This window comes from Alteromonas sp. ABV4_515, assembly GCF_056160345.1.
This window is the reverse complement of record NZ_JBSWWZ010000001.1, coordinates 63,867-77,027: the sequence shown is the minus strand read 5'-3', so window position 1 is coordinate 77,027 and position 13,161 is coordinate 63,867. Positions and strand designations below refer to the sequence as shown.

General features: G+C 48.0%; 11 protein-coding genes. 7 read left to right on the top strand and 4 right to left on the bottom strand.

The genetic code is table 11. The features are described from left to right. Window positions 1-13 precede the first annotated feature (13 nt). The 6 genes from ACXAGX_RS00320 to ACXAGX_RS00295 all read left to right on the top strand — a co-directional run bounded on the left by ACXAGX_RS00320 (window position 14) and on the right by ACXAGX_RS00295 (window position 9,178). Complete coding sequence (locus ACXAGX_RS00320; RefSeq protein WP_474835952.1) at window positions 14-751, top strand: tRNA1(Val) (adenine(37)-N6)-methyltransferase; 738 nt, start codon at window positions 14-16, stop codon at window positions 749-751. Window positions 752-865: 114 nt separating this feature from the next. Continuing rightward, complete coding sequence (locus ACXAGX_RS00315; RefSeq protein ID WP_474835951.1) at window positions 866-1,345, top strand: hypothetical protein; 480 nt, start codon at window positions 866-868, stop codon at window positions 1,343-1,345. A gap of 1 nt (window position 1,346) precedes the next feature. Next, window positions 1,347-3,554: a UDP-forming cellulose synthase catalytic subunit gene (gene bcsA / locus ACXAGX_RS00310; RefSeq protein ID WP_474835950.1), complete on the top strand. Its 2,208-nt coding sequence runs from the start codon at window positions 1,347-1,349 to the stop codon at window positions 3,552-3,554. Further along, the gene (locus ACXAGX_RS00305) at window positions 3,554-5,815 is read left to right on the top strand and encodes a cellulose biosynthesis cyclic di-GMP-binding regulatory protein BcsB (protein ID WP_474835949.1); all 2,262 of its coding nucleotides are present in this window, start codon (window positions 3,554-3,556) and stop codon (window positions 5,813-5,815) included. Before bcsA ends, ACXAGX_RS00305 begins: the two co-directional genes overlap by 1 nt. Then, complete coding sequence (locus tag ACXAGX_RS00300; protein WP_474835948.1) at window positions 5,815-6,855, top strand: family 8 glycosyl hydrolase; 1,041 nt, start codon at window positions 5,815-5,817, stop codon at window positions 6,853-6,855. Before ACXAGX_RS00305 ends, ACXAGX_RS00300 begins: the two co-directional genes overlap by 1 nt. Continuing rightward, the gene (locus ACXAGX_RS00295) at window positions 6,845-9,178 is read left to right on the top strand and encodes a cellulose synthase subunit BcsC-related outer membrane protein (RefSeq protein WP_474835947.1); all 2,334 of its coding nucleotides are present in this window, start codon (window positions 6,845-6,847) and stop codon (window positions 9,176-9,178) included. The genes ACXAGX_RS00300 and ACXAGX_RS00295 overlap by 11 nt, the downstream gene beginning before the upstream one ends. Here ACXAGX_RS00295 and ACXAGX_RS00290 read toward each other — a convergent pair. The 4 genes from ACXAGX_RS00290 to ACXAGX_RS00275 form a co-directional block, all read right to left on the bottom strand. After that, on the bottom strand, window positions 9,158-10,165 hold the full coding sequence (locus tag ACXAGX_RS00290) for a choice-of-anchor A family protein (RefSeq protein WP_474835946.1): 1,008 nt from the start codon (window positions 10,163-10,165) through the stop codon (window positions 9,158-9,160). The genes ACXAGX_RS00295 and ACXAGX_RS00290 overlap by 21 nt on opposite strands. Before the next feature lie 182 nt (window positions 10,166-10,347). After that, window positions 10,348-10,755, bottom strand: a complete 408-nt coding sequence (locus ACXAGX_RS00285) for an ExbD/TolR family protein (RefSeq protein WP_474821631.1) — start codon at window positions 10,753-10,755, stop codon at window positions 10,348-10,350. A gap of 138 nt (window positions 10,756-10,893) precedes the next feature. Next, window positions 10,894-11,694 carry a CLCA_X family protein gene (locus ACXAGX_RS00280; protein ID WP_474835945.1) on the bottom strand — a complete coding sequence of 267 codons (801 nt, stop codon included), beginning with the start codon at window positions 11,692-11,694 and terminating at the stop codon, window positions 10,894-10,896. A gap of 56 nt (window positions 11,695-11,750) precedes the next feature. After that, entirely contained in the window at window positions 11,751-11,969 is a 219-nt protein-coding gene (locus ACXAGX_RS00275) for a hypothetical protein (protein ID WP_474835944.1), read from the bottom strand. On the opposite strand from ACXAGX_RS00275, the gene ACXAGX_RS00270 reads away from it, so the two are divergent. Then, a complete protein-coding gene (locus ACXAGX_RS00270) occupies window positions 11,961-13,157 on the top strand; it encodes an MFS transporter (protein ID WP_474835943.1) in 1,197 nt (398 codons plus the stop codon). The two genes, ACXAGX_RS00275 and ACXAGX_RS00270, sit on opposite strands and share 9 nt — an antisense overlap. The last annotated feature ends 4 nt before the right edge of the window (window positions 13,158-13,161 follow it).

The following is a 13,161-nucleotide window of genomic DNA, read 5'->3' as shown; positions in this document are numbered from 1 at the left end:
GGAAAAAACAGAGATGAGCCGTGGGTTTCGCTGTAAACAATTCACCGTGAAGCAGGATAACTGCGCAATGAAGGTGAATACCGATAGCATGATCCTTGGCAGCTGGGCAGACCCCGGTAACAGCACAAATATTCTCGATATTGGTACCGGTAGTGGAATACTGGCGCTGATGATGGCGCAGAAATCTCAATCTCAGGCTCACGTTACGGCGGTTGAGCTAGATAGTGCTGCCTGCGTGCAGGCTGATGAAAACATTGCTAACAGCCCGTGGGCAGCGAGAATGAATGTGTTATCAGGCGATGTTGCGAAGCTAGCTATACCCAAGCAATTTGATTGCATTATTTCCAACCCACCTTATTTTGCATCGATAAACGATACGTCGAATGCTTATGATTCCCTTACGCCATCCCGGGCAGCGGCCAGGTTAGAAAATAGTCTGTTACCGCAGACACTCATGGACGTCGTAAAACGCCAATTATCTGACTGTGGTGTGTTTTATTGCCTCTATCCCATCGAACGAGAAGCTCACGTCACAGATGTCGCCAAAAGCGCAGGGCTTGGGCTTGTGGCCCGTCTTTCCGTGAGCGCTGTTACCAACAAAATGCCTTATCTGGTAGCGCTTAAATTCACCCATCTGCAAATGTGCACGAAAAATGCACTATCCACTACAGATCTGGTGATCAGGGATGTAGCCGGCGAATATACGCCAGCATTCCGTCACTTGTGCCAGGAATTCTATTTAAAGTTCTGACTGATTATTGAACAGTCATGTTCAATGTTATAGATTGATATATGTAACGGTCATTATTAGAATTTCCCAAATCCGGCACTGCTGGAACATTTTAAAGGGTGGGAGCCTCCAATTATGTCGTTCGATAACTTTCCGCTGCAGGAAGGTTCGGCTGAAGATACTTTTGGAATGAATAACGCAGAAGCCTCGACAGAAGGCTTTGTAAGCAACACGGTATCGCAGCTTAGAACTCTTTGGCAGCAACGGCTTTGCTTATTTCGCGATGCCGAAAAATCACTACAAAAAGCTAAGCGCCTGATGGCAGCATGGATGGTTGTTGTCGTTGCTGGCTTTTCGATGCTCAGTTTTTCATTATTTGTGGCGCCCGTAACCTCTGAGTGGATGTTCGCTGGTGGATTCATTGCATTTGCCATGGGTATGATTTTTCAACCATTTTGTTATGTTTGGGTGAAGCAACAACGCAAACATCGCGATGCACTATCACGACGGTTTTACGTCAGTAACCATGAAGTGGAAATTACCGGCAGTCATCTGGTGTTAATTAACCGCGGGAATTACGCAGCAGTTACTCAGGTTCCCATACTGGAGCACTAAATTGTCTCAAGTTAGAGAAAGCGGTGTCCGTTCCTGGGGGCTCAGCCTACTATTTGTTGCCGGATTATCCTTACTCACCTTTTTATTATTGATTCCGATGGACTCCGGCTCACAACTGCTGGCGTCTATGGTGATCCTGATCATCGTTCATCTCTGCTCGCAGGAATCAAAAGCCTATCACCGCTACCAACAATGGTTTCGTATGGTGGCTATGTTTCTGGGATTAGCGCTCACAGTTCGATACCTGATGTGGCGCGGACTTTATACACTTACTGCGGTGGATTTATTTTCTCTGATAGCAGTTTGGTTGCTGTTTCTGGCAGAGATTTACGCAGGTATTACCCATATTATGGGATGCATGGTCAACGCTTTGCCTTTGAGTCGGCCTCTGAAAACCATTCGCGACTTGCCTGATAGTGCGTTACCCACTGTGGATGTACTTATTCCAACCTATAATGAAGATGCACACCTGCTTGAGATCACCCTTCGGGCCGCGCTGATGCTTGACTACCCGGAAAGTAAGTTGGCCATACATCTGCTCGACGATGGCAGCACCGAACAGAAGATAACGCAATTAGATGCGCAGGGGTCTGCTGCCGCGAAAGCCCGCAAGGCTGAGTTAAGTGCCCTATGCGAGCGGCTTGGCGTGCACTATCACACCCGCAAACTGAACCACCATGCAAAAGCGGGCAACATCAACGACACCTTGCTCGAAACCAACGGCGAATTGGTAGTGATTCTTGATGCAGACCATGTGCCGACAAGAGATTTTCTGGATCACACCGTGCCCTGGCTGGTGGAAAACGAGAAAGTCTTTCTGGTACAAACGCCACACTTCATGGCAAATCCCGACCCTGTTGAGCGTAATTACTTTTCCGCCTTTAGCCGCATGCCATCAGAAAACGATATGTTTTACGGCACGATTCAACGTGGCCTGGATTTTTGGTCTTCGTCGTTTTTCTGTGGTTCTGCAGCGGTGCTTCGTCGCGCGCACTTAATGGAAGTCGGTGGTTTGTCGGGCGACTCCATCACCGAAGATGCTGAAACTGCGTTCGATCTGCACGCTTTAGGATATGAGTCTGTTTACGTTGATCGACCTATGGTGAGTGGATTAGCACCAGAAACCTTCGATGCTTTTGTCACCCAGCGCATGCGCTGGGCGCAGGGAATGACACAAATTCTGCTACTCAAAAAGCCCTTCATGGAACGTCAGTTGAGTTGGCATCAGCGAATCGGTTACATGAGTTCCATTTTGTTCTGGTTGTTTCCCTTCGCGCGGATCATCTTTTTGCTCATGCCACTGGCTTACTTGGTGTTTGACCTTCAGGTGTATCACGCGTCCATGGCAGATATTTTTGCATACACCGTCCCTCATGTTATGGCCACCTACATGCTGTCGACCATGTTGTTCGGTAAAACCCGATGGCCCTTGGTATCTGAACTTTATGAAATTCTGCAGTGTATTTTTACCTTAAGAGCGCTCATGAGAGTGTTTAGAAATCCTAGGGCGCCGTCGTTTGTCGTTACGCCCAAAGGGGAGAATTTGACTCGTACCTTTATTTCGCCGTTGTCTGGGGTGTTCTATTCATTATTAATTCTGGTGACCGTTGCAATGGCGGCGGGCATACTTAAGATGATATACGAGCCGCTAACCCGGGAGCTTACAGCCGTAGTTTTGGCCTGGAATTGTTTCAACTTTATTTTGTTGATTAGTGTGTTAGGCGTGTTGGTTGAACGCAAACAGGTTCGTGAGCAGGCCAGGCTTCCTGCCAACGACGAGGTCAGTTTGGACGATACTGCTGGCAAGGCGTGGCCCGGCCATCTCATGGATTTGTCTTTGGGCGGTGCGAGAGCACAAATTGCTGGTGATTTGAGTGCATTGCAGAATCAGGTGTTGTTGCGCACGCAACGAGAAGGCGATATTGAGCCTGTTCTTTTGCCCGCCAGTATATTAGAAGTATCACCTCAACGGCAGCAAGTACGCATTCAATTCAACCGTGACACGCAGCACATCGGGAATGTTATCCGCTTTGTATTAGGCGATAGCCGCCGTTGGCAAAGTTTTCAGCGGCGTCGAACAAGACCCATTTCTTATTGGTTTGGTGTGAAGCATGTAGTCAGCGTAAGTATCAGCCCTGCAATTCAACATTTTTATCTGCAAAGCCGCCGTTTGTGGCGGAAATTGCGAACAGCGAAGGAAGGCACTTAATGGCACAGCGATTTTTCTTTTTACTGGTTTTTATCGCTTCAGTTTTTCAGGTTCAGGCGCAACAAACCCATACGGTCAGATTATCTGAACTTTATGCCGGTGACAGCACATTGCGGCTGGAGGGGGCGATGGCAGAGTTTGACCTTTCTGTTCCGTTGGCTGGTGGCTTAGTAGTAGAAAAAGCCACGCTGGATATGCGTGCAGTGAACTCAATCGCCTTGCTCAAGCAGCGTTCGGTAATGGCTATTCGTTTCAATAACGCCACCATATTTCAACAGGCCTTAGACCCTCAATTGCCGAATTTTCGTCCGCAGGTCGATATTCCCGCTGAACTTTGGCGAGAGGGTTATAACACGCTAACCTTCGTGGTTGCTCAGCACTATGCCAATCAATGTGTCGACAATGCTGCCCCGGAATTATGGAGCGAAATTGATTTATTCCGTTCGGTGATTTCTATGACTACGCAGCCTGGAAGTGGCCCTACTGTTGTTGGTGATATCAGCGACTTGTTTAATGCCGGCATTGGTCGTCAGCAAGCCGTAACACTCTATACCTCAGACAATGCCGAGCAAGGCATTTTATCCGATGCGTTGCCTGTGGTTGCACAGGCGCTGGCACTTCGTGCCGACTATCAGCAATTAGCCATTAAACACGATATTTTAAGTGATGTCTCAACGATCCCAGCGCCATCAGTCCCTTGGTCTGAAGAACAGCTCGCCGAATTAGCGCGCAGTAGCCATTATCTGTCAGAGCAAGACACCGGCAAGCTTCACGTACTGGTGGGAACGGTATCATCGCTCCGGGAAAACCTTTCTGAGCAGACGTATAACAAGATCAGTGGGGCATATTTGGGGGTTGAAACCACGCCTGCTGTCGAAATTGACGATGAAATACGCGTGCCGGCATCCCACCGGTTAATTGTGTCAGGGACCAACGGTGATCGGGTTATGCTGGCAGCAAAAGCATTGGCCCTGATGGACGATGGTCTTAACCAGGATGCTTCAGTGGTGATTAATGACGTGCGGGCGAGCAGTGATGATGCCCTGCTGAAAGCCGATACCTTGACACCCGGCGAGAGCTATTCGCTGGCCGATATGGGAGACGGTGGTGCGGAATACCGCGGGGAAACATCGACAACCAAACGCATTCAGTTCTCCTTGCCCGCCGATTTCTATGTGCCTGAAAATGCCTCGGTCACGCTGCTATTGAATTTCGCCTATGGTGCCGCGTTTGGTCAGGGGTCGATGATGAATGTGCTGATTAATGGTGAGTTGGTGCATGGTTTGCCGCTGACCAATCCTTACGGTGAGTCATTTAGCCAGTATCAGTTAAACGTGCCGGCAAGACACCTGAAGGGCGGTACCAACGCCATTGAGTTCGATGTAGCCATGCGCGCGCCTATCACTGATGTGGTGTGTGACGATGTGGTTGGTCGTCACCTGCACTTTCAGTTGCTGCCTAGCAGTCGCATAGCGTTGCCTAAAGCCGGACATGTTGCCCGTCAGCCTGATCTCACCTTATTTGCCGATGCGGCTTATCCCATGGCAACTGTTTCTGGTCAAAGCGCCGATATTTACATTACCGAAGAGGCTATGCGCGGTGCGGCGTTAACGCTTAGCGGTAAATTGGCGCAAACGGTGAATACGCTCATTCCTGATTTACATATCGTTAGCGGTGTGCCAGAAACAACCACCGACACGGCCTTCGTGCTAATGACACCGCAAACCGTTCCGGACGGTTACGCTGAACCATTCTCTGCAAATCTGGCGAACACCAAACAATGGCCGTACCGCTTACAGAACTTGCTACACAACCGACTGCGGGATGCCTCAGAAGAACGCAAACCCGGTTTTATTATGCACGGCGCAACTGTGCAACAAAGTACTCTGGGAAATATGGGCGTGCTGGTGGCGCAGAAAAATCCTCAGGGGCAACGAACCGGTACGGTATTCATGATGGCTGCTGAAAATGCCGAACTGTTAGCCGACAGAATGCAGGACTTAACTTCTCCGGCTATCTGGGGGCAATTGGCAGGTGACCTTGTTGCTTGGGACAACAGCGAGCAGCCAGAGCTGGTTATGCAGGTAGCGGATGTTTACGTGGTGGGGGAATTTGAGGATTCCTGGCTGCAAACGCGGATGTGGCTGTCGAATCATCCGTGGATTTGGCTGATGGCACTGGTCATTGTGGTTATCGTTTGTGCAGCGTTAGCCTTGCTGCTGTTGCGTCGTCGGAATAAGAAGATTCAGGAAAATTGGTAATGTTTCGCAAAGCGATTGTTGCACTGGTGATGATAGTGATGACTAACGGTTGTGCTCCGGTAAGAAAAGATAATTTTTCGGTTGCCTGGAAACATTTCAACTCGGCTTTTTATGACAATGGCCGCATTGTTGATACTGGTAATGAAAACGTGTCGCACAGTGAAGGACAGGGGTACGGCATGTTGTTCGCGGTGACTGCCGGAGATAAAGCGTATTTCGACGAAATATGGAAGTGGACAGCAGATACCTTACAGCGAGCTGATAAACTGTTTAGTTGGCGCTATGTACCTTGCGCCGCAGCAGACCGCACTTGTGTGGACGATCCCAACAATGCCTCCGATGGTGATCTGCTTATCGCCTGGTCATTACTACGGGCCGCGGACAAATGGCAGGAAGAACACTATCGTCAGTCAGCATTGGCGATTCTCGCTGCTATGCGAAGCGCAGTGGTGGTTGCCAAAAATGATTATGTACTGCTGTTGCCTGGCGAGCAGGGATTCACTTATCCCAATGGAGATGTGCAGATCAACTTATCTTATTGGATCTTTCCTGCTCTGCATGCGGCTGCTGATGCCACTGGCGATGAGAGTTGGGATGATCTCGCAGTGTCCGGTATTAGTCTGATAACCCAGGCAAATGCACAGTGGTCACTAACTCCCGATTGGCTTCGTGTTACCTCCGACGGAATTTCAATTGAAAATGTGGTGAATGCAGAGTTTGGCTTCAATGCCTGTCGTATTCCACTGCAACTAGCCTGGCAGAATGTTGATAAATCTGTCGCTCAACCTTTTCTATCTTATTGGAACAATGGTGCTGCCCCGGCTACCCGAAATTTGGCGACGGGTGAAACTGCTGAATATGGCATGACCGCCGGCATGATTGCCGTTAATAAAGCCACGGCGGCCTTGTACCAGCAGCCACAAAATAACATCGACGGCAACAACAGCTTTGCCATTAACGATAAACTGGATTACTACTCCGCCAGTTTGGTGATGCTAAGTCTGGTTGCGTTGAAAGACGGAGGCTTTGATGAAGGCTAAGATTAGTCTTTCTTTTGCCATCGCCGTTGCGCTTGCCGCGCCAACGCCTTTTGCGTTAACAGCACCCGCATTGCTCACATCGTCTGCCCCTGATCTTACCGGTGTGTGGTACCACATCAGGCATGAACAAACTGATTTAGCCAACGCAGAATTTCAACGTCTTAAACAGAAATATCCCCAATGGACACCCGATGAAGCACTTTCTGAAGCTTTGGAAGCGCTAAATCGTCCACCTGCGTCAGCTAAGCCAATAGCGCCGCCAATGTCTGAAGCATCGGCTTCGCAGAATAAGCCTGATGAAATGTCTTTGCTGATGGGGCAATTGGCTAACATGAATGACAGCCAATGGCAGACCGTTTCCAGCGACCTCATTGATCGGGCGGAAGGCTTTGCACTGACAGAGCGTAATGACGATGCCTTGCTGTTGATGGGCTGGATAAATATGGCTCGCCAGCACTATGAGCGTGCTCGGGATCTGTTCAGTGAAGTTAGCGATAATAGTAGTAAGGCACGTAATGATGCCATCGGGGCGGCGATTGATGCGCTGGTGTTTGATGCCATCGCTCAGAATAATCGGGTGGCTCTAGAGAAGCTTTTCTCTGCATACCCTGTTCAAACCCATCCTTTACTGCGTGGTGCCGCCTGGGACGCTTTCGATAATAACGCTATGGACAAGGCCAACATGTTGTTCAGCGTGATTGATGAACGATTAGGACGGGTTTTGTCGTTAGCAGAGCTGCATCGTAACGATGAAGCATTGGAGCTGGCATGTTCCACTACACATAATCCTGAGGTCGAAAATTGGTGCAATAGTGCGCTGGCAACGCAGTTAGTCACCCGCTACGAGAACGCAGATTATACTGGCAGCATCGCCGTTGCCGAACAGCTTGACGAACGGGGCGGGATGACCCCAGGACTCAATCAACTCTACGGTTGGTCATTAGCCAACGATGAACAGTTCAGTAAAGCCAGAGTGGTATTCGGTGATTTACTGAAACTGGCTCCCGACGATAAAGAGTCACAAAGCGCATTGATTCATGCGTACAACTACGATGCCGAAGCGCTTGAGCCACTAGCGGCACGATATCCTTTTGTTGCGCAATTTATTGCTTCCCAGCATGGTGAGCTGGCGTGGGGGAGAAAACAGTTTGATCTAGCCAATCGTACAGGGATCACGCGAGCTAAAGCGACTGTCGATAGTAATTTGCAAGCTTATGTTGGCCTGACAACTCGTCATCGTAACGGTTTGCGTGGCCTTGGACACCTGGATGAACAGGCCGGATACGCCGGCATGTCTACCGTAGTTGACGACATTAAAATTGATTTATCGGTTCGTCATGAGCGACTTTTCTCTGGTACTGGCGCTGAAGGTACATTCTTTGGTGGTGGCGCTGTTGGCACAACTTTTACTGGCGATACCATGCAAACTGGCCAGGGCATCGAAGTGGATGTGACACGTCAGGCGAAGGATTGGACTGGTTATGCCAACCTGGGGTATTTGCTGTTTGACCAGCCCGTTTCTACCCGTTTTACTGGTGCACTTGGCGGCACTTACTTTCAGCCAACCTGGCAACTCTCCATCATAGGTTATCGTCAGCGGCGCAAAGACAGCATGCTGAGTCAAACCGGCACGCATTGGCGTGGAGAGAATCCCTTTACGACCGCCTGGGGCGGAGTACTACAAACCGGTATGAAAGGACTCGGTGTGCTGACACTAAATGATCGCTGGGCGGTGTCATCCAGTTTTAACTTTGCTGCGTTAGAGGGTGAAGGGGTGAAAGATAATGGCACGTATTCGCTTCGCATGGATATGAGCCGCGACCTCTTAGATAAAATTGATAGTGAGCAATTCGATTATTTACGTGTTGGGCCTTATATCAGCTGGCAAAAATACGACCACGACCTGAGTGATTTTACATTGGGACAGGGTGGATATTTTAGTCCTCAACGTTTCGTTAGTGCTGGTGCGAGTGCAGAGTTACTTAGTGCTGAAGCGCAACAATGGCAAATTCGTAGTCGGTTAAGCCTGGGTTGGTCTTCGGTGTATGAAGAAGGAGGTGCACGTTTTCCTCTAAGCCCCGAGACATTTGGTGAAGTATCACCTTCCAATCAAAAAGGGATAAGTGCTGACCTCTTCGTAGAGGGGCAGTATCAGTTTGCAAGTCACTGGTCTGTGGCGGGTTACATTAGCCGTTCTCACGCTGTGGCTTATCAGGCTACGTTTGCGGGTATTGAATTGCGATGGTACGCCGCACCACGTCGCGGCGTTACCAGTGATACATTATTTGGCTCGAAACCGGTGTTAAAGGACTTTCTTTTTTAACAGCGTTTGACGAATACCCAATGCCAAAAGCATTATGATAAAGAGTGCGCCGCCTGGTTCATCCACATTAAAAGATAAATCACCAAAACGGTAGTCATTAATTTGCCCGGTGAATTCACCTACAGGCGAGCTCAGGCTTTTTACGATGAAATTTCCGTCTATCTGACCGTCATAAAAAACGGTGTCTGCCAGTGGTGCCAGAATACTGCCTTTAAACGCAATCGCATTGAGTGAAAGCGATGTGGCGTCTACGAAATTAAACAACACGTTATTGGCGAACAAGCCATTGCTGCGATACACACCCGGTTGATTGTCGCGGATTTGCGTACCATCTGCGCCAAAGAAGCCGGTATTAAACAAATCAACAGTGTCACCAAATACATTAATAATATTCAGGCTGTCGGAAGCAACATTCAGATAAATACTTTTATCTGATGCTGATAACGTGTCTGCATCGATGGAGAAAACGTTGAAGTCGCTGTTTCCGTTAAAGCTGATGCTCCACACATCTGTACCGTTGCCGGTAATTGCTGTTGTTGCGGTATCTGTCATTGCTCCCCACAGCGACGACGTGTTGAGTAAGTCGGCACTGACGGTGGAGAAATCAAAACTGCTATCCTGATAAAAAGTGTGGCTATTATTGGTTTGGTCTTCATTGTACAAGCCAACAGAGGCGTCGATGTCAATATTGCCACCGGCAACAGCATCGCCGTTATAAATCCTCGCGTCCCGCAGGTACACGTCACCGCCGACAGTAAGAATATTCTGGCCATTGTCTGCTGACTGTAAACCAACGCTGTAATCCTGAGCGGAGAAATTCCCTCCCACAGCAAGCTGACCTTCAACATCAGAATGTTCCGCAGTCAGGTCTTCAATGACATAGGCATTAAAGTTAAATGCTTCGTTTAAATACAAGGGAGAAGCGTAAGAAAGAGGACTACAGAACAGCAACCCGATAGCGAGATGTTTTAAACGCAGATTGATCATGAAGACTCCGCAGGTTAGAAGAACATGCTGACCAGTTAACGACGCCTGGTGATGAATTAATCAAAAGTGAGAATTTATTGTACGTTAATCAGGCGAATAACAAAAGGATTCGGTTTATGTGGCTTAGAAACAAAAAACGCGGCAAGCGCCGCGTTTTATAATAGAAAAGAAGTATTGTTGACTTAAGAGTCTTTCACCAGAACAGATACTTTATCGATACCTGCAATTTTAACCTGGTTCATTACTTCAACAACGAGACCATGCTCGGTGTCTTTGTCTGCTTGAATAGCAGCTGAATCTGTGTTGTTTTCAGCCAGGAACGTTTGCGCGTTTGCAACAACACGACGTACGTCAACTTCACGGCCACCCATAGTAATAACGCCGTTTGCATCAATACGAATAGACAGCGATTTTGATGGCTGATTGTTGTTAGACTGATTTTCATCAGGACGGTTAACGTCCAGACCTTTCTCTTTAACGAAAGAGGTGGTTACAATGAAGAAGATCAACATGATGAACACGATGTCCAACATGGGGGTCATGTCAATCTGAGCCTCGTCATCGCCACTGGTATGCTTTTTTCTTTTCATCTCGTAATCATTCTTCTCTTTAAGTTCGAGCACCCTAGTATACTGTTTGTTACAAAAACTGGTAGTGTTTTGTAATAAACAGACACCATTCCTAACACTTGTTGATGGCTTTTTAGCCAAAATCATCACTGTATATTGTTATTGCGATGATTTTTTGGTCAGGGCAACCCCCAACTGGTAAAAATACAACATTAACGAATCATTAAGCTGTTGTCTCAAATTACCATGAGGATAAATCCCAAGTCTAGCCTCAGCTGACTTTTTTGTACCCTGCACCAGAAAAGCATTCTTCAGGGGATTGTCCTGAATGCAAGCTTCAAAAGCCCGCGCTGCCATTTCTTGTGGCATTGCATAGTAATACATTTTTAACGCGCGATCAGCCTCTATTGATCGCAAAAGATAATCATTAGGCGAATTTTGATCGTTCAGAAACATGAATTGAAAACACTCGCATAGCTTGCTATTCAAGGCATGTGGGCGAATTGAGGCGTTGTCGAGCCAGGCTTTAGAAGCAAATGATCCGCTCGCTAGATCATCGAAAACATGAGATGCAATATAGTGATCAAAGGCATGAAACCACTCATGGGCCAGCGCGCCTCCGCCGGCATTCTTAGCCAGTGCCAGTTGGCGTTTAGCGCTGTTATAGTGCGCGCTGGCGTGCTTTTGACCACCGCTGCCAAAAGCCAGCGACAAAGAGCCATTGAGTGAGATCACCTGTTCGTTGATCTGTAATATTTCGATCAGATCGTACAGTGCATCGAAAAACAAATTTGCTGCCAGTTGCTGTTCTTGAGCGGTAACCCATTTCCCAATGGTGATACTGGAAAAATTAAACAGTTTACGGATATCGTTGAAGCTAACATCGGCCCCATCCCGGTGAGAGGGACCATTGCGATAAAACTCTCTATGGAGTCTGGAAGTAGATTCTGTTTGTGCCATAACCCATTTGCTAAGTGGTGGTCGAAATAAATATCAGGCCACTTGTGGACGTAAATTCACGCTGATGCGGCAATGGTATCGGCTTTTACCACTGATAGCGATTTTCTTATCTGAAAAGAAATGTGTGTCTGTACTGGCGCAGAAAACTGTAGTTTAGCGATAGCGTATGGGCGTTCCTCGCACAGATAAAACACTTCATTCGGTTCAACCGTAGCCAAAACAGTTGCATCGCCATAAATCTTCTTTTTTTGAACAGGCTCTTTTTCATGACGCAAAGTAATAGTTCTCCTCACAATTCCTGGCTGGCATTTGTTATTGCCGCCGCAACTTTCTTTTTCACTATGGCAGGAACCACGCTGCCCACACCTCTGTACCCGATTTATACAGACCAGATGCAGCTGTCTCAGCTGATGATCACAACAATATTTGCAGTCTATGCCGCAGGGGTCATCGCGGCACTTGTGATATCGGGGTCATGGTCAGATCAAATTGGTAGAAAGCCGGTACTTTATGCCGGGATAATTTTCTCCATCCTCAGTGACGTGTTGTTTTGTCTGGCTGATGATGTCTCGCTGGTTCTGATCGCAAGAGTTGTGTCAGGACTATCCGCAGGATTGTTTGCAAGCGCTGCCACGGCTGCGGTGATTGAGCTTGCTCCAAAAGGATTTCAGCGCGCCGGCGTACTTACTGCTACGGCTGCAAACATGGGCGGGCTTGGATTAGGCCCTATATTGGCTGGTGCAATAGCCGTTGCTTTACCACAACCTTTGCTGATGCCTTATCTTGCACATTCGGGTTTAATGATAATTTGCGGACTGCTTTTTCTGCGTGTTCCTGAAAATGTGAAGCGTAGTGAAAATGTAGACTTATCACCCAGAAAACCTGCTTATCCAAAGGAGGTGCGGACAGTTTTTCCTCCAGCAGCGATTGCGGCAGTGGCTGGCTTCATGGTGTGTGGATTTTATTCCGCAATTATCCCTAATTTTCTGCAGACTGAACTGCATTTATCTAACCATTTGCTAGTAGGCAGTGTAACCGGATTTATGTTTATTATGTCGGCAGTAGGGCAAACAGTGGTCGATAAAATCCCACAGACGTACCGACAGGTTATTGGTTGTGCGGTCTTGTCAGTGGGAACGGCTATCATCTGTGGGGCTTTCTGGACATCCGGACTGGTATTGCTGTTAACCGGTACGACTGTGGCTGGGTTCGGGCACGGCCTGGCATTTAAAAGTGGATTAAGTGAAATAGGTGCGAAAGCGCCAGACGATAAAGCTGCTGCAACAATATCCAGTTACTTTATTATTAGCTATATCTCCATTTCTGTGCCGGTAATCCTGGTCGGCCTTATCCATTTAAAATACGCACTGAAACCGGTAAGTATTGGCTTCGCAGGATTTGCCGTTGTGCTGTGTTTACTGGCAATGCTGATGATCTTAAAACGGCAGCAGGCAGACCGTTAACCCA